This window comes from Tessaracoccus sp. SD287, assembly GCF_017355265.1.
Classification (GTDB): domain Bacteria; phylum Actinomycetota; class Actinomycetes; order Propionibacteriales; family Propionibacteriaceae; genus Aestuariimicrobium.
Map to the genome: position 1 here is coordinate 20,776 of NZ_JADIJQ010000008.1, position 15,099 is coordinate 35,874.

Annotated in this window: 13 protein-coding genes and 1 tRNA gene; 8 read left to right on the forward strand and 6 right to left on the reverse strand. The window is 68.7% G+C overall.

Annotated elements, in window-relative coordinates; translation table 11 throughout:
- Positions 1-78: 78 nt before the first annotated feature.
- Positions 79-1,701: a chaperonin GroEL gene (gene groL, locus IPV09_RS04810; RefSeq protein WP_207474065.1), complete on the reverse strand. Its 1,623-nt coding sequence runs from the start codon at positions 1,699-1,701 to the stop codon at positions 79-81.
- A gap of 219 nt (positions 1,702-1,920) precedes the next feature.
- Here groL and IPV09_RS04815 point away from each other — a divergent pair, with 219 nt between their 5' ends.
- Positions 1,921-2,451, forward strand: coding sequence for a hypothetical protein (locus IPV09_RS04815; RefSeq protein WP_207474066.1), 531 nt, complete (start codon positions 1,921-1,923; stop codon positions 2,449-2,451).
- On the opposite strand, the gene IPV09_RS04820 is transcribed toward IPV09_RS04815, so the two are convergent.
- Positions 2,378-2,680 carry a DUF3263 domain-containing protein gene (locus IPV09_RS04820; protein WP_207474067.1) on the reverse strand — a complete coding sequence of 101 codons (303 nt, stop codon included), beginning with the start codon at positions 2,678-2,680 and terminating at the stop codon, positions 2,378-2,380. The genes IPV09_RS04815 and IPV09_RS04820 overlap by 74 nt on opposite strands.
- A 136-nt stretch (positions 2,681-2,816) precedes the next feature.
- Here IPV09_RS04820 and manA point away from each other — a divergent pair, with 136 nt between their 5' ends.
- Positions 2,817-4,013, forward strand: a complete 1,197-nt coding sequence (manA, locus tag IPV09_RS04825) for a mannose-6-phosphate isomerase, class I (RefSeq protein ID WP_207474068.1) — start codon at positions 2,817-2,819, stop codon at positions 4,011-4,013.
- On the opposite strand, the gene IPV09_RS04830 is transcribed toward manA, so the two are convergent.
- Positions 4,013-4,085, reverse strand: a tRNA-Thr gene (locus IPV09_RS04830). The genes manA and IPV09_RS04830 overlap by 1 nt on opposite strands.
- Before the next feature lie 80 nt (positions 4,086-4,165).
- Here IPV09_RS04830 and IPV09_RS04835 point away from each other — a divergent pair.
- A complete protein-coding gene (locus tag IPV09_RS04835) occupies positions 4,166-4,789 on the forward strand; it encodes a class I SAM-dependent methyltransferase (RefSeq protein WP_370590222.1) in 624 nt (207 codons plus the stop codon).
- Here IPV09_RS04835 and IPV09_RS04840 read toward each other — a convergent pair.
- Together IPV09_RS04840 and IPV09_RS04845 are read right to left on the reverse strand one after the other, a co-directional pair.
- The gene (locus IPV09_RS04840; protein ID WP_207474069.1) at positions 4,741-5,268 is read right to left on the reverse strand and encodes a MarR family winged helix-turn-helix transcriptional regulator; all 528 of its coding nucleotides are present in this window, start codon (positions 5,266-5,268) and stop codon (positions 4,741-4,743) included. The genes IPV09_RS04835 and IPV09_RS04840 overlap by 49 nt on opposite strands.
- A gap of 75 nt (positions 5,269-5,343) precedes the next feature.
- Positions 5,344-6,741 carry a serine/threonine-protein kinase gene (locus IPV09_RS04845; protein WP_207474071.1) on the reverse strand — a complete coding sequence of 466 codons (1,398 nt, stop codon included), beginning with the start codon at positions 6,739-6,741 and terminating at the stop codon, positions 5,344-5,346.
- A gap of 178 nt (positions 6,742-6,919) precedes the next feature.
- On the opposite strand from IPV09_RS04845, the gene IPV09_RS04850 reads away from it, so the two are divergent.
- A complete protein-coding gene (locus IPV09_RS04850) occupies positions 6,920-7,753 on the forward strand; it encodes a DUF4352 domain-containing protein (RefSeq protein ID WP_207474072.1) in 834 nt (277 codons plus the stop codon).
- A 43-nt stretch (positions 7,754-7,796) separates the two neighbouring features.
- Here IPV09_RS04850 and IPV09_RS04855 read toward each other — a convergent pair whose 3' ends face one another.
- Positions 7,797-8,609, reverse strand: a complete 813-nt coding sequence (locus tag IPV09_RS04855) for a DedA family protein (RefSeq protein ID WP_207474073.1) — start codon at positions 8,607-8,609, stop codon at positions 7,797-7,799.
- Between the two features lie 421 nt (positions 8,610-9,030).
- On the opposite strand from IPV09_RS04855, the gene IPV09_RS04860 reads away from it, so the two are divergent.
- The 4 genes from IPV09_RS04860 to IPV09_RS04875 all read left to right on the forward strand — a co-directional run bounded on the left by IPV09_RS04860 (position 9,031) and on the right by IPV09_RS04875 (position 15,085).
- The gene (locus IPV09_RS04860; protein ID WP_242681243.1) at positions 9,031-10,665 is read left to right on the forward strand and encodes a glycoside hydrolase family 3 protein; all 1,635 of its coding nucleotides are present in this window, start codon (positions 9,031-9,033) and stop codon (positions 10,663-10,665) included.
- 25 nt (positions 10,666-10,690) lie between these two features.
- Complete coding sequence (locus IPV09_RS04865; RefSeq protein WP_207474075.1) at positions 10,691-11,998, forward strand: exo-beta-N-acetylmuramidase NamZ domain-containing protein; 1,308 nt, start codon at positions 10,691-10,693, stop codon at positions 11,996-11,998.
- A gap of 8 nt (positions 11,999-12,006) precedes the next feature.
- Positions 12,007-13,716 (forward strand): serine hydrolase domain-containing protein, encoded by a 1,710-nt coding sequence (locus IPV09_RS04870; protein ID WP_207474076.1) that lies wholly within the window; start codon positions 12,007-12,009, stop codon positions 13,714-13,716.
- Positions 13,717-13,987: 271 nt separating this feature from the next.
- Complete coding sequence (locus tag IPV09_RS04875; protein ID WP_207474077.1) at positions 13,988-15,085, forward strand: ABC transporter ATP-binding protein; 1,098 nt, start codon at positions 13,988-13,990, stop codon at positions 15,083-15,085.
- Positions 15,086-15,099 lie beyond the last annotated feature (14 nt).

Genomic DNA, 15,099 nt, shown 5'->3' on the forward strand with positions numbered 1-15,099 from the left:
CGGTGGGGGTGGGAGCAACGCCGAACGGGCGGCCCCCAGCTGGGGACCGCCCGTTCGGGTGGTGCGGTGGGGATGGACTCAGAAGTCCATGCCGCCCATGCCGCCGTCGGCGCCGCCGGGCATCGGGGAGGCCTTTTCGGGCTTGTCCGCGATCACTGCCTCGGTGGTGAGGAACAGCGCGGCGATCGACGCAGCGTTCTGCAGTGCCGAACGGGTGACCTTGGCCGGGTCGATGATGCCGGCCTCCAGCATGTTGACGTACTCACCGGTGGCCGCGTTCAGGCCGTGGGTGGGCTCCAGGCCGGACACCTTCTCGACGATCACGCCGCCCTCGAGGCCGGCGTTGATGGCGATCTGGCGCAGCGGGGCCGAGGCCGCGCTGAACACGATCTGGGCACCGGTGGCCTCGTCGCCCTGCAGGTCGACCTTGGCTGCCTTGGCAGCCTGCACCAGGGCCACGCCGCCGCCGGCGACCAGACCCTCTTCGACGGCAGCCTTCGCGTTGCGAACGGCGTCCTCGATGCGGTGCTTGCGCTCCTTCAGCTCGACCTCGGTGGCTGCACCGACCTTGACCACGGCCACGCCACCGGCCAGCTTGGCCAGACGTTCCTGCAGCTTCTCGCGGTCGTAGTCGGAGTCGGAGTTCTCGATCTCGTTGCGGATCTGCTGCACGCGACCGGCGATGGCCTCGGCGTCGCCGGCACCCTCGACGATGGTGGTCTCGTCCTTGGTGATGACGACCGAGCGGGCCTGGCCCAGCAGGTCCAGGGTGGCGGTCTCCAGCGAGAGGCCGACCTCCGAGGAGATGACAGTGCCGTTGGTCAGGGTGGCGATGTCCTGCAGCATGGCCTTGCGGCGGTCCCCGAAGCCGGGAGCCTTGACGGCGACCGACTTGAAGGTGCCACGGATCTTGTTGACGATCAGTCCGGCCAGGGCCTCGGAGTCGACGTCCTCGGCGATGACCAGCAGCGGCTTGGACGCCTGCATGACCTTCTCGAGCAGCGGCAGCAGGTCCTTCAGCGAGCTGACCTTGGAGTTCACGATGAGGACGTAGGGGTCCTCCAGCACGGCCTCCATGCGCTCGGTGTCGGTGACGAAGTAGGGCGAGATGTAGCCCTTGTCGAACCGCATGCCCTCGGTGAGCTCGAGCTCGATGCCGAAGGTGTTCGACTCCTCGACGGTGATGACGCCTTCCTTGCCGACCTTGTCCATCGCCTCGGCGATGATCTCGCCGACCGAGGGGTCAGCGGCCGAGATCGAGGCGGTGGCAGCGATCTGCTCACGGGTCTCGACGGGCTTGGCCTGGTTGGCCAGTTCGGCAACGATCGCCTCGACGGCGACCTCGATGCCGCGCTTCAGCTCGATCGGGTTGGCACCGGCGGTCACGTTGCGCAGGCCCTCGCGGACCATTGCCTGGGCCAGCACGGTGGCGGTGGTGGTGCCGTCGCCGGCGACATCGTCGGTCTTCTTGGCGACCTCCTTGACCAGCTCGGCGCCGATCTTCTCGAAGGGGTCGTCCAGCTCAATTTCCTTGGCGATGGACACACCGTCGTTGGTGATCGTGGGTGCGCCCCACTTCTTCTCCAGCACGACGTTGCGGCCCTTCGGGCCAAGGGTGACCTTCACCGCGTCGGCAAGGGTGTTCATGCCCCGCTCGAGGGCGCGGCGGGCCTCGACGTTGAATTCAATCAGCTTTGCCATGGTTGTTGGGGAATCCTCCCGCGTCGGGGGCAGCGTGCCCCATTGGGTGTGAACGCCAAGCCGGTGCCCGCGACGGACGGCCCGTGGGAGCCTCACCAACCTGACGGCGGTAGCACTCTGACGCTGCGAGTGCTAACTCCATTCTTAGCACTCGACCCCCGAGAGTGCAAAGATTCCGCACCCCCACTTCTGCCGGTCGAGCCCGGCAGAATGGACGTCGTGAGCAGCCCCGTGATGTCTCGTGTGCGCAACCTGGCCAACTGGTGCAATGCGTCCACCCCGTTCGGCCTGGCGGTGGCCGCCGTCGGTCGCGCGCGCGTGCGGCGTGGCCCCGACGGGGTGTGGCTGGCCGAGGGCTACCGGCTCGGCTTTCCGATGGCCGGGGCCTTCACCATCGGCTCGGTCATCCTCACCGCGTCCGGGTCGTGGGCTGACCTCGAGGCGCGCCACCCCGGTCTGCTGCAGCACGAGACGAATCACACGTGGCAGTGGGCCTACTCGATGGGGCTGCCCTACCTGCCGGCCTACGGCCTGGCCATGGGCTGGTCCTGGCTGCGGACCGGTGACCGGGCCGCGGCCAACGTGTTCGAGCTCGAGGCCGACCTGGAGCTCGGGGGCTACCGCGTGCTGGCGTTCCGTCCCCTGACCGAGGGCCTGGCGCACCTGCGCAGGGTGGTCAGCCGTGCTGGGCCAGGCGCGAGGCCGAGCGCGACCGCTGGCGCTGCTCGCGCAGCCGACGCAGACGTTTGACCAGCAGGGGCTGGGCGGCCAGGGCCGTCGGGTCGTCCAGGAGCGCGTTGAGGATCTGGTGGTAGGCCGTGGTGGACATGCCGAACCGTTCGCGAATCTCGCTGCCCTTGGAGCCGTCGGCCGACCACCACGACTTCTCGAACTCCAGGATGGCGCAGTCACGCTCGCTGAGGCCCTGCACCTGGACGCTCGCTTCGGGAACAGCGCTGATGTGGCTTCGGGCTGACATGCCGACGAGTCTAGCTGGCGAATCACAGCCATGTCATTCAAGGGCGGTGATTCAGGGGCGGTGATGGGGAGTCGTTACACTCGAGGGGTAACCGTCCCGCCCAGCCGGACGCCGTCACGACAGTAGGAACTGCGCAATGATGCACCTCGAGGGCCGGATCCAGAACTACGCCTGGGGATCGACAGACTCGATCGCCACGATCCTGGGGGTGGACCCCACCGGCGAGCCACAGGCCGAACTGTGGCTGGGCGCCCACGGGCTGGCGCCCAGCGAGGTCCCCGAGCACGGCACCGACCTGCGTACCTGGCTGCTCGACCATCCCGAAGCGCTCGGCGCGGCATCCCTGGACGCCTTCGGTCCCCGGCTGCCCTTCCTGCTGAAGATCCTGTCGGCGGCCCACCCGCTGAGCCTGCAGGCGCACCCCAACCGGGAACAGGCGCGGGCCGGCTTCGCCGCCGAGAACGAGCGCGGCCTGGCGTTGACCGACCCCCAGCGCAGCTTCAAGGACGACTGGCCCAAGCCCGAGATGGCCATCGCCCTGACCGACTTCAGCACGCTCAGCGGATTCCGCCCCGCGGCCCAGACTGCCGCCCTGTTCGCCCAGCTCGGGGTCAGCGACGAACTTGGCTCGGTGATCGGTCCGCTCACCCAGCGCAGCGGCAGCGCCGCCCTCGCCGAGGTCTTCCTCGACGCGCTGAGCCTGTCCGACCAGCGCCGCGGCATGGTGGACGTAGTGGTGGCGGCCGCCCTGCGCCACGCCGACGACGATTCCGCGCTGGGCGCCTTCGCCCGCACCGCCGTGGAACTGGACGAGCACTACCCCGGCGACCGCAGCATCCTGGCCGCACTGCTGCTGAACCGCCTGGACCTGCGGCCCGGCCAGGCCGTCCATCTGCCACCCGGGAACATGCACGCCCACCTGTCGGGCACCTGCCTTGAGATCATGGCCAGCAGCGACAACGTGTTGCGAGGCGGCCTGACCCACAAGCACATCGACGTCGACGCCCTGGTGCAGGTGGTCGACTTCGAAGGCGCCGTGCCGCACCTGGTGGAACCGGTCCTCGTGGCGCCCGGCCTGCGGCACTACCCCACCCCGTCACCGGAGTTCGACCTGTGGATGATGCACCTGGGTCGTGGCGGCCACCCCGAGCCGGTGGTGCTGCCCGCCGTCGGCAGCGCCCGCATCCTGATGGTCCTGGACGGGTACCTGGCCTGCGCCAGCACCGATGAGACGACCGAGCTGGTCAAGGGCCAGGCCGCCTTCATCCCGGCCGGTGAGGTGGTCCGGGTGCACGGCGACGGCGAGGCGGTGCTGGCCGGCGCCGGTGTCTGAGCCCCCTGTGGGAGTCGAACCCACGACCCCCTGTTTACAAGACAGGTGCTCTGGCCGCTGAGCTAAGGGGGCGCACCGCGAAGACGCGGGCCTGCCCAATTGTGCCGACATCCGGGTGCTGGGGGGAAATCGTTGCCCGATAGCATGGCGTGGTGAACCAGTCCCTTCGTGCACCGGAGCCGTCCAAGTGGGCGCGCATCATCGCCGCCGACCCCGACCACACCCAGCGCTACATCCAGCGTTTCAAGGTGATGGCCGAACAAGGTCACGATCTGTACGGCGAGGCGCGCTTCGTCGACGCGATGGTGCCGCGCAATGCGCACATTCTTGATGCGGGCTGCGGGCCGGGTCGACTGACCGGCCGCCTGCACCAACTCGGCCACCGGGTCGTCGGCGTGGACGTCGACCCCGGACTGATCGCGGCCGGCGACATCGACAACCCCGGCCCCACCTACCTCGTGGGTGACCTGGCGGTCCTCGACCTGCCGTCGGCGGGCATCGCCGAGGGCTTCGACGTGATCGTCTGCGCCGGCAACGTGATGGGATTCCTGGCCGAGTCGACCCGCGCCGAGGTGCTGCGCCGCTTCGCCACCCACCTGGTCGACGACGGCCGCGCCGTCATCGGCTTCGGGGCCGGTCGCGGCTACGCCTTCGACGAGTTCCTCGCCGACGCGGCGGAGGCCGGCCTGCGGTTGGAACTGGCCCTGTCCACCTGGGATCTGCGCCCCTATCGCGAGGGCGACGGCTTCCTGGTGGCGGTGTTCGCCAGGGGCTGAGCCCTGATCGGGTCGACCTGCCCCTGCGCGTGCGGAAGCGCGCCCAGCACCGTGGCCGAGATCTCGCTCAGCTGGCGCACCTGTTCGGGGGTGAGCACGTTGAAGATGACTTCGCGGACGTGCTCGACGTGGGCGGGGGCGGCCTCGCGGACCAGCTGCCAGCCCTGCTCGGTGAGGTGGGCATTGGTGGAGCGGCCGTCCTGCTCGCAGGGCTTGCGCTCCACCAGACCGCGCTGCTCGAGGCGCCGCACGGCATGGGAGAGCCGCGGCAGGGTGGAGTTGGCCCTGGTGGCCAGCGCGCTCATCCGCAGGGTCCGGTCCGGCGACTCGGACAGGATGGCCAGGACGTAGTACTCGAAGTAGACGAGGTTGGCGCCTGAGCGCAGCTGGGCATCGAAGGTACTGGGCAGCAACTCGATCAACGCCACCAGCCGGATCCAGGCCTCGCGCTCCTCCGTGGTCAGCCAGTCCGTGGCCATCGGCCCACCCTTCGCTTGTGTGGTCAACGGCCTCCATCGTATCAGTTGTCAGTTCAACCATTTGGCATCCGCGGGTCAGCGGATGTAGACAGCCGCGTTGTTCCCGCCGGTGCACACCGTGACGGGCCCCGCTACGCAGGTCATCGTGTAGGTCTGGTTGGTGACCGGACTGATGGCCCGCACCGTTGTCGTCCCGGTTCTGCTGGTGGACGACCAGGCGGCGGCGACGTTCGCGGCGAATTCACAGGAGGTGTTCCTGTTCACGCCGATCGACTCACTGCACTGGCTCACGCCTGCCGGGAAGGCGGGAAGACTCGTGGTCGGTGCGAGGGTTGATGTCCTGGTCGTCGTCGCAACCGTGGTGCTGGGGGCATCAGTGACCTGGGCCGTGGTGGGTCGGGAAGCACTGGGCGTGACGGTCGGGGCGTCCCGGCTGCCAAGCAGCAGCCAACCCACCACCGCCACCACCACGACCAGCGCCGCGAGGGCCAGCCAGACGCCCCGCCGCGAGTCTTTGGGCCGTGGTGGACGGTGCTGGGCGGTCGGCACGGGGGCCGGGGGCACGACGCGCGACACCTGGGCTGCGGCCGGTCGGAGTGGGGGCGGGGGCGCGGCCAGTCGGCGGGCTGCTGGCAGGCCGGCGACGCGTTCGCGGATGAAGGCCAACCGAGCGGCCACCTGGTTGGCGTCATCGGGTCGCCGCAGGGGATCCTTCGCGAGCAGGACGGAGATCTGGTCCCAGAGCAGGTCGGGCACCCCGGCAGGACGCCCGGGGGCCAGGTTCGCGTGCGCGTGGACCAGGTCGGCGGGCGCCACCCCGTCAAAGGGCCGGACACCAGTGCTCAATTCGTAGAGCATGATGCCCAGGGCGTACAGGTCCGAGCGCGGCGTCGGCACCGCCCCGGCGGCCAGTTCCGGGGCTTGGTAGGGCAGGTTCTGCGGGAGTGACTCGGCGGGCGGTCGGATCAGTCCATAGGCACCGAGCAGGGCGACGGCGAAGTCGCTGACCCGTGCGCTCAGCAGACCGTCGACCTCGTGCAACATCACGGTGCTGGGGCGCACCCCCTGGTGGGTGAGGCCCCTGGCGTGCAAGGCGCCCAGTCCGTAGGCGACCTGGCCGCCGACGGCAGCGACGTCGACCGGCGGCAAGGTCTCCGGGTCCAGCATCGCGGCCAGGTCGCCGCCGCCCGCCAGGTCCGTGACGATCGCGAGGCGGGTTCCGTTCAGCACCAGCAGGTCGCGCACCCGCACGACGTTGGGATGGTTGATGCCGGTCAGTAAGCCGCGTGCGTGGAGGAAGCGTTGCTCGGCGTCGGCCCCCAGCCCGGGCGTCAGGTCGAGCACCCTGACGGCCACGGGCGCGTCCCACTGGTCAACGGCACGCCAGACCTCGCCGACACCAGGGCGGCCGGTCGGGCCGATCCGGTCGATCACCAGGTAACGGCCGTCGAGACGCGATCCGGAAAGGGTCATGGGCCACGATACGTCCAGCGCGCACCCAGATGCGGTGCAGCGTGGTCAGTCGAGTGGCGCCCAACACGTTTTGTCAGAGCCCATTCGTAATGTCATTTCTGTCCTGGCCCAGTGGGTCGAAGCCATTCCTGGCAACGACTGGGCACAGGAATCCTGGCCATGACAGAAGGAAGTCACCATGCCGAACAATGCGTCGTTCGGGGCGTCCCAGCAGGGCGGTCAACAGTTCAACCCGGGCACCGGCCCGCGGGTCCAGCCACCCCAGCAGTTCCCCGGACAGCAGTTCCCGGGACAGCAGTTCCCTGGCCAGCAGATGCCCGGCCAGCAGTGGCCGCAGGCACCGATGCCCCCGAAGAAGAAGGGCAAGGGCCGCGTGGTGCTGGCCGTGGTCGGCGGGGTCGCGGGCCTGATGGTGATTTCCGCTCTGGCGGGGGGCGGCAACGCGCCCCAGGCCACCGCGCCCAGTAGCCAGGCGAGCACGATGCCTGCCGCGGCCGAGGTCAAGCCGACCGCCGCCGCCACGACGGCACCCGCCACGACCGCGGCCCCCACGACCGCCGCGCCTACGACCGCGGCCCCCACGACAGCGCCAGCAACGACCGCCGCCCCCGAGCAGAAACCTGTGGGCGCCCGTCTCGGCGCCCCCGTCGTCAGCGGTGACGTGGAGTTCACGCTGACGAACTTCAAGTGCGGTGTCCAGCCCACCGGGTTGGGGCAGAAGATCGAGCCGCAGGGCAAGTTCTGCGTCCTCGACGTGAGCGTCAAGAACGTGGGCAAACGGGAAGCAATGATCTCCGACTCGGACATCACCCTGGTGGATGGCAATGGCCTGGAGTTCTCCGCGTCGTCTGACACCTTCTTCGTCGAGGGTGTGCTGATGTTCGAGACCGTCAACCCGGGCAACAAGGTCTCGGGCAAGGTCTACTTCGACGTCCCCAAGGACGTGACCCCGACCAGCGCCCAGGTCAAGAGTGGGTGGTTCACCAAGACCCAGACCGTCACGCTGGCCTGAGTTGTCGTCGGCCCGGTCGGTGCTGTACTGGCCGGGCCCCCGCTCAGGCCCGCTTCTTGCGCGGGGCAAACATGGTCGTGGCGATGACGAAGACGACCAGGCCGATGGCGACGTAGTTGGCGTACTTGGCGTACTCCTTGAGCACCTTCACCGCCGGTTCACCGACCACCCACCCCAGCGAGAGGTACAGCAGCAGCCAGGTGGTGCTGGCCAGGAAGTCGAGCAGGATGAAGCGCTTGACGCTCATCCCCGAGGCGCCGAAGAGCACGAAGATCACCTGCATCAGCGGCAGCGGAATCGGGACATAGGCGACGAACATGCCCAACCAGCCCAGCTTCTGCGCCCAGCGTTCGGCCCTGGCGTAGTTCTTGGCGGCGCGCTCGGAGCGTCCGGCCCACACCTCGATCATGCCGCGCCCCCAGAGCTTGCCCGCCCACCAGAACACCCAGTCGAACTTGATCGACATGACGGTGCCGGCCAGCAGGTACCAGACCCAGTTGTCGGCCAGGCCCTGCGAGGCCAGTGCCCCCATGGCGGCCGCACCTGACCGTGAGCCGGTGATGGCCACCAGCAGCGGCGGGTTCAGGCCCAACAACCAGCCGCGAAGCGGCAGCATCGCCAGCCCGAAGACACCCATGAAGGCGATCCAGGCCAGGCACGCGTAGTCCGACCGGGTGGGCTTCTCCCTCCACGGCATGCCGGGTTCCTCCCACCACTCCTTCTCAGGAGCAGGCTCGGTCGGCGACCCCCCGGGGGATGCCCCGGCCGCCCTGGCGGTGGCCTTGGCCAGGGCACGGTCAGCGGCGGCGACCACCGGGTCGGGGCCGGGCTGCTGTCCGGCGGGCTGGGATTCCATACCATCGAGGCTAGCCGGGGCGGTGGCATCCACCGAACTGCTCAGGACTCCCCTTCATTCGCTCACCGGCCCTGATCCCTTGCGTATTTCCCCTCAGGTCCTTTGCATCTCCGTTTTCGTCGTGGCGACTAGGGGATTCAGCATCCTGCGTCTGATGACGGCCCGGGCAATCGGTGACGACTGGCCCACGGTGGGGGGATTCCTGACTAGCCTCGCGCCCAACCACCGGGAACCAACGACGGTTCCCGGGCGTACTCGAAGTGAGGCACTTGTGAACCCCCTCAACTCTTCCCTGTCGCGTCGTGCTGTTCTCGCCACTGGCGCGGGAATCGCGGGCGCTGCTGCCTGCGCTGGACGGGCCAGCGCGTCGACCAGCCCGGACCAGCGCATCACCGGCTGGGTGCGTTCGACACTGGCCAGGATGACCGCCGACGAGAAGCTCGGCCAGTTGTTCATCGCCGAGGTCTACGGCGCGACCGCCGACACCGCCGACGCACGCAACCTGTCCCAGTTCGGACATGCCACCCCCGCCGACGTCGTCGCCAAGCTGCACCTGGGCGGCGTCATCTACTTTGCCTGGACCGACTCCTACAAGAATCCCCGGCAGGTCGCCGAGCTGAGCAATGGCCTGCAGCGAGCGGCCCTCGGATCGGCAGCCAAGGCCGCGGTGCCCCTGCAGATCGCCACCGACCAGGAGATGGGCGTGGTCACCCGACTCGGTCCCCCGGCCACCCAGTTCCCCGGCTCGATGGCGCTGGGCGCCGGACGCAGCACCGATGATGCCCGCACCGCCGCGGACATCACCGGCAAGGAACTGCGCGCGGTCGGCATCAACGTCAACTTCGCCCCCACCTCCGACGTCAACGTGAACCCGCTCAACCCCGTTATCGGGGTGCGGGCGTTCTCCTCGGACCCCACCCTCACCGCCGACATGGTTCGCGCCCAGGTGCGGGGCTACCAGGACGACGGCAACGTCTCGTCCTCGACCAAGCACTTCCCGGGCCATGGAGACACCGCCACCGACAGCCACTACGGCCTGCCGCTCATCGACCACACCCGCGAGGAATGGGAGACCATCGACGCCCCGCCGTTCAAGGCAGCCATCGCGGCGGGAGTGGACATGGTGATGACCGCCCACCTGCTGATGCCCGCCTTTGACGACTCCGGCGACCCGGCGACCCTCTCGAAGCCGATCATGACCGGGCTGTTGCGCGGCCAACTCGGTTACAAGGGCGTCGTGGTGACCGACAGCCTCGCCATGCAGGGGGTCCGGGACAAGTACGGGGACGACGAGGTCGCCGTCCGCGCGCTGGAGGCGGGGGTCGACCAGTTGCTGATGGCACCGAAACCCGTCGAGGCGATCGCCGCCATCAAGGCGGCCCTGGCCAGTGGACGGCTGCTGTGGGCCGACATCGACCGCAAGATTGAGCGCATCCTGACCCTGAAGTACCGCCGCGGCTACGTCCAACAGCCCTACGTCGACGCGGACAGGGTCGACGGCTACCTCGGCAACGACGCCCACATGGCTACCGCCGACCGGATCAGTGACCGCACCGTCACACTGGTCGAGAATGACGGGGTGCTGCCCCTGGCGGCGGGACGCAAGGTGCTGGTCACCGGCTGGGGGGTCTCCACCACCGCGTCGGTCGCCGCGCTGCTCACCGACGCCGGCCATGCCGCCACCGCCCTCGAGACCGGTCTGACGCCCACTTCTGCGCGCATCGGTGCGGCCGCGACGGCCGCAGCCAGCCATGACGTGGTCGTCGTGCTCACCAACAAGGCGTGGACGAACACCGCCCAGCGCACCCTGGTCGCCCGGCTGGGCGCCACCGGCACTCCCGTCGTCGTGGTCGCCGTCCGCGACCCCTACGACCTGAGCTGGGTGCAGGGCAACGCCAAGGTGGCGACCTACTCCTACTCACCGGTCACCCCCGGCTCGCTGGTGCGGGTGCTGACCGGCACGGTCAACCCCCGCGGCAAGCTGCCGGTCGACCTGGTCTCGCCCACCGATGTCACCTCCGTCGTCCACCCCTTTGGCCACGGCCTCAGCTACTGACCACCCCTCACGAAAGAAGACAGACATGGGAATCAACCGACGCATGATGATGGGCGGCGCCGGAATCGCCGCCGGCGCGAGCGCGCTGAGTTTCGGCGGCGTCACCGCCGCCAACGCCACCCCCGGCAAGGGGTCGGGCACCCGGGTGAAGACCGGGGCCGACGTGCAGGCAGCCAAGGGCTGGGCAGACCTGAAGGGACGCAAACTCGGGGTCATCACCAACCCGACCGGCGTGCTGGCTGACGGCACCTCGATCGTCGACTCGATGGCCGCCGCCGGCCTGGACATCAAGGGCATCTTCGGGCCCGAGCACGGCTTCCGCGGCACCGCCCAGGCCGGGGACGCCGAGGGCACCACCATTGACCCGCGCACCGGACTGACCATCTACGACCTCTACGGGGCGACGGTGGCGTCCATGGCCACCATGTTCACCAAGGCCGGCCTCGACACGATCGTCTTCGACATCCAGGACGCCGGCGCCCGGTTCTACACCTACATCTGGACGATGTACAACGCGATGCGCGCTGCGGTGCGTGCCGACGTGGCCTTCCTGGTGCTGGACCGTCCCAACCCCACCGGCGGCGTCGCCAGGGGGCCGCTGATGACGGAGTTCTTCACCACCTTCGTCGGGTCCGAGGCGATCGTCCAGCAGCACGGCATGACCGTCGGTGAACTGGCCGGCCTGTTCAACGGTGAGTTCCTGCCCCAGGACGAGGCGGGCGCGCGCCTGAGGGAACTGGTCGTCATCCAGAACAAGGGCTGGAAGCCGCGCGAGCTCTACCAGGACACGGGTCTGCAGTGGGTTCCGCCGAGCCCCAACATGCCGACCCCGGACACCGCCCTGCTGTACCCCGGCACCTGCATGTTCGAGGGGACGAACCTGTCCGAGGGACGCGGCACCACCCGACCGTTCGAGTGGATCGGCGCTCCCTACATGGACCACCGCTGGTCGGTGGCCCTGAACGATCGCAAACTGTCGGGCGTCCAGTTCCGCGAGGCGTACTTCACGCCCACCTTCAGCAAGCACGCCACCAAGGTGTGCGCCGGGGTCCAGGTGCACATCCTCGACCCGTACGCCCTGGACGCGGTGCGCGTGGGCGTCGAGATGCTGGTCGCCGCCAAGGCGCTCTACCCGGAGTTCGCCTGGCGCAACGACGCCTGGGACACCACCCGCCCCTACTGGATCGACAAGCTGACCGGGTCGTCGCGGTTGCGTGAGCAGATCGACTCCGGCGCCTCGGCCGACGCCGTGGTGGCGGCCTGGCGCAGCGAGCTGGCCGCCTTCGACAGGTTGCGGCAGCAGTACCTGCTCTACCCCGGCAACCGCGGATGAAGCGCCCGATGAGGCGGGTCTGCCTCGCCCTGGCCACGTCGGTGGCGTTGACGGTGGGACTGGTGGGTCCCGCCGTGGCGGCGGACTACACCACGGTGCACCAGGGCTATGCCGCCCCCAACACCGTGCTCACCACCGCCACCCCGCAGCGCCAGGGCCTGAACCCGGAGCCGATCGAGGCGGCCAAGGCCGCCCTGGACGGCTACACCCGTCCCCAACCCAACGGCTACCCCCTCTACCCGGGGTATGCGGCGGTGATGGGGCATGACGGTGCCATCGTGGCCCGGGCGGTGGGTGGGCACGCCCTGCTCTATGCCGACGCCACCACCACACTGCCCGAGTCCGAGCGGATCGCGGTGGTCGAGGACACCATCTTCGACCTGGCCTCGGTCTCGAAGCTGTTCACCTCCCTGGTGGCCGTGCAGCTGATCGAGGAGGGTGCCCTGGAGCTGGACGAACCGGTGGCCACCTACCTGCCCGCATTCGCGGCCAACGGCAAGCAGGACATCACCGTCCGGCACCTGTTGACCCACACCTCGGGTCTGGTGGCGTGGTTGCCGCTGTGGTCGGCACCCGACTACGACAGTCGCATCCGGGCCGTGCTGAACGCCACCCCCACCCACGCCCCCGGCGAGGTCTACCGCTACTCCGACCTCAACCTGATCACCCTGGGACTGATCGTGGAGAAGCTGCGGGGCACGTCCCTGGATGTTGTCGTCCGGGAACGCGTCACCGCTCCGCTGGGCATGGTCGACACCGGCTACAACCCGTCCGACAAGCGGCGGACCGCCGCCACCGAATACCAGGCGACCCCCAACCGGGGCATCGTCTGGGGTGAGGTCCACGACGAGAACGCCTGGTCGCTGAACGGTGTTGCCGGTCACGCCGGGGTGTTCTCCACCGTGAAGGACCTGTCGATCCTGTCGCAGGCGCTGTTGAACGGCGGCATCTACGAAGGTCGACGGATCCTCTCGGAGTCGTCGGTCGACCTGCTCATCACCGACTTCAACGAGAAGTTCCCCGATGACAGTCACGGCCTCGGCTTCGAGCTCGACCAGCGCTGGTACATGGCTGGCCTGGCGAGCCCGAAGACTGCCGGGCACACCGGCTACACCGGCACCAGCCTGGTCATCGACTTCACCTCACGGTCGTTCGCGATCCTGTTGACCAACAGGGTGCACCCGTCGCGGGCCTCAGGGTCGGTCAACCCGCCGCGACGTGACTGGGCCCAGGGGCTCGCCCTGGCGATGCCGGTGCGACCCACCACTGGCGCGACGGCGTGGATGACTGGCACCACCAATGCCACCACCTCCACCCTGGACCTGCCCGTCGAGCGCCTGACGCGGGACGCCAAGCTCAGCTTCGACCTGTTCATCGACGCCGAGGACCAGTGGGACCCGTTCTCACTGGAGCTCTCCACCGATGGCGGGACGACGTGGGCGCCGCTGCCCTACCGGCTCAAGGACCGCGACTTTCGCGCCCAGACCGTCGATGGACCGTTGGCCGTCAGCGGGCTGCGGCGGTGGATGAAGGCCGAGGCGCAGGTGCCGGCCGGGGACAACCTGGTCATCCGGTGGAAGCACACCACCGACAACCTGTACCTGGGCCGGGGTGTGTATGTCGACAACATCAAGCTGCGCGGTGGCGGGGTGCAGGTGAGCCCCGAGAGAAACCCGGAGCTGTTGCTGGCGAAGAACTGGACCCCCTCATCGGTCTAGCCTCATCGGTCCAGTGTGCAGAGCAGCGGCCGGCCCCCTCCTGCAGGGGGCCGGCCGTTGCCATTCGTCCACCTTTTCGGGGGGAAGTTGAGGCGGGAACGGTCTCAACTCCATTACGACGGCCTTCCGCCGTCACCGAGTTGCCGCTAGATTCGTTAATGTTCCCAATCAGTCACGGCTGACGCTGGGGCGTCGAAGCCCGCGAAGCTGCGGGAATCGTTTCCACTACGGATCGTCGGGCACGTACCTGCCCGTGGAAAGGACAATTGGCATGGCCAAGGTCACATTTCGGGACGCCACGCGCGTCTACCCCGGGTCTGAGCGCCCGGCTGTCAACAAACTGAACCTGGACATCGGCGACGGTGAGTTCATGGTTCTGGTCGGCCCCTCCGGTTGCGGCAAGTCAACCAGCCTGCGCATGCTGGCCGGCCTGGAGGAAGTGAACGCCGGCAGCATCCACATCGGTGAGCGTGACGTCACCGACCTGCCGCCGAAGGATCGCGACATCGCGATGGTCTTCCAGAACTACGCCCTGTACCCGCACATGACGGTCGCGGACAACATGGGCTTCGCCCTGAAGATGCAGAACGTGCCCAAGGCGGAGCGCCAGAAGCGCGTCCAGGAGGCCGCGAAGCTGCTGGGCCTGGAGGAATTCCTCACCCGCAAGCCGAAGAACCTGTCCGGTGGCCAGCGCCAGCGCGTGGCCATGGGCCGCGCCATCGTGCGTGACCCCCAGGTCTTCCTGATGGACGAGCCGCTGTCGAACCTGGACGCCAAGCTGCGCGTGCAGACCCGCACCCAGATCGCGGCCCTGCAGTCGCGGCTGGGCGTCACCACCGTCTACGTCACCCACGACCAGGTCGAGGCCATGACCATGGGTGACCGGGTGGCCGTGATGAGCAACGGTGAACTGCAGCAGGTTGACAGCCCGCTGGCCCTCTACGACACCCCCCGCAACCTGTTCGTCGCCGGCTTCATCGGTTCGCCGGCCATGAACCTGATGGTCGGCAAGGTCGTCGAGGGCGGCGTCATGATCGGCGACTACCTGGTGCCGATCTCGCGTGAGGTCCTGGACCGTGCACCGGGTGAGGAGACCCTGACCCTGGGCATCCGTCCCGAGACCTTCGTGCTCTCCGACTCCGGCGAGGGCATCGGCCTGGACGTGGCCGTGGTCGAGGAACTGGGTGCCGACGCCTACCTGTACGGCAGCCTGTCGGGCCTGTCCGACGACGAGAAGATCACCGCGCAGCAGCTGGTGGCCCGCATCTCGTCGCGTCGTCCCCCCTCGCGTGGCGCGCAGGTGCGTCTGGGTGTCGACAAGGACCACGTGCACGTGTTCAGCAATGTCAGCCAGGACCGGATCAGCTGAGGCTGGCCTGCGAC

Coding starts and splice junctions, on each gene's coding strand:
- groL (WP_207474065.1), bottom strand. CDS start 1,701: ATGGCAAAGCTGATTGAATTCAACGTCGAGGCCCGCCGCGCCCTCGAG.
- IPV09_RS04820 (WP_207474067.1), bottom strand. CDS start 2,680: ATGTCAGCCCGAAGCCACATCAGCGCTGTTCCCGAAGCGAGCGTCCAG.
- manA (WP_207474068.1), top strand. CDS start 2,817: ATGATGCACCTCGAGGGCCGGATCCAGAACTACGCCTGGGGATCGACA.
- IPV09_RS04840 (WP_207474069.1), bottom strand. CDS start 5,268: ATGGCCACGGACTGGCTGACCACGGAGGAGCGCGAGGCCTGGATCCGG.
- IPV09_RS04845 (WP_207474071.1), bottom strand. CDS start 6,741: ATGACCCTTTCCGGATCGCGTCTCGACGGCCGTTACCTGGTGATCGAC.
- IPV09_RS04850 (WP_207474072.1), top strand. CDS start 6,920: ATGCCGAACAATGCGTCGTTCGGGGCGTCCCAGCAGGGCGGTCAACAG.
- IPV09_RS04855 (WP_207474073.1), bottom strand. CDS start 8,609: ATGGAATCCCAGCCCGCCGGACAGCAGCCCGGCCCCGACCCGGTGGTC.
- IPV09_RS04860 (WP_242681243.1), top strand. CDS start 9,031: ATGACCGCCGACGAGAAGCTCGGCCAGTTGTTCATCGCCGAGGTCTAC.
- IPV09_RS04865 (WP_207474075.1), top strand. CDS start 10,691: ATGGGAATCAACCGACGCATGATGATGGGCGGCGCCGGAATCGCCGCC.
- IPV09_RS04870 (WP_207474076.1), top strand. CDS start 12,007: ATGAGGCGGGTCTGCCTCGCCCTGGCCACGTCGGTGGCGTTGACGGTG.
- IPV09_RS04875 (WP_207474077.1), top strand. CDS start 13,988: ATGGCCAAGGTCACATTTCGGGACGCCACGCGCGTCTACCCCGGGTCT.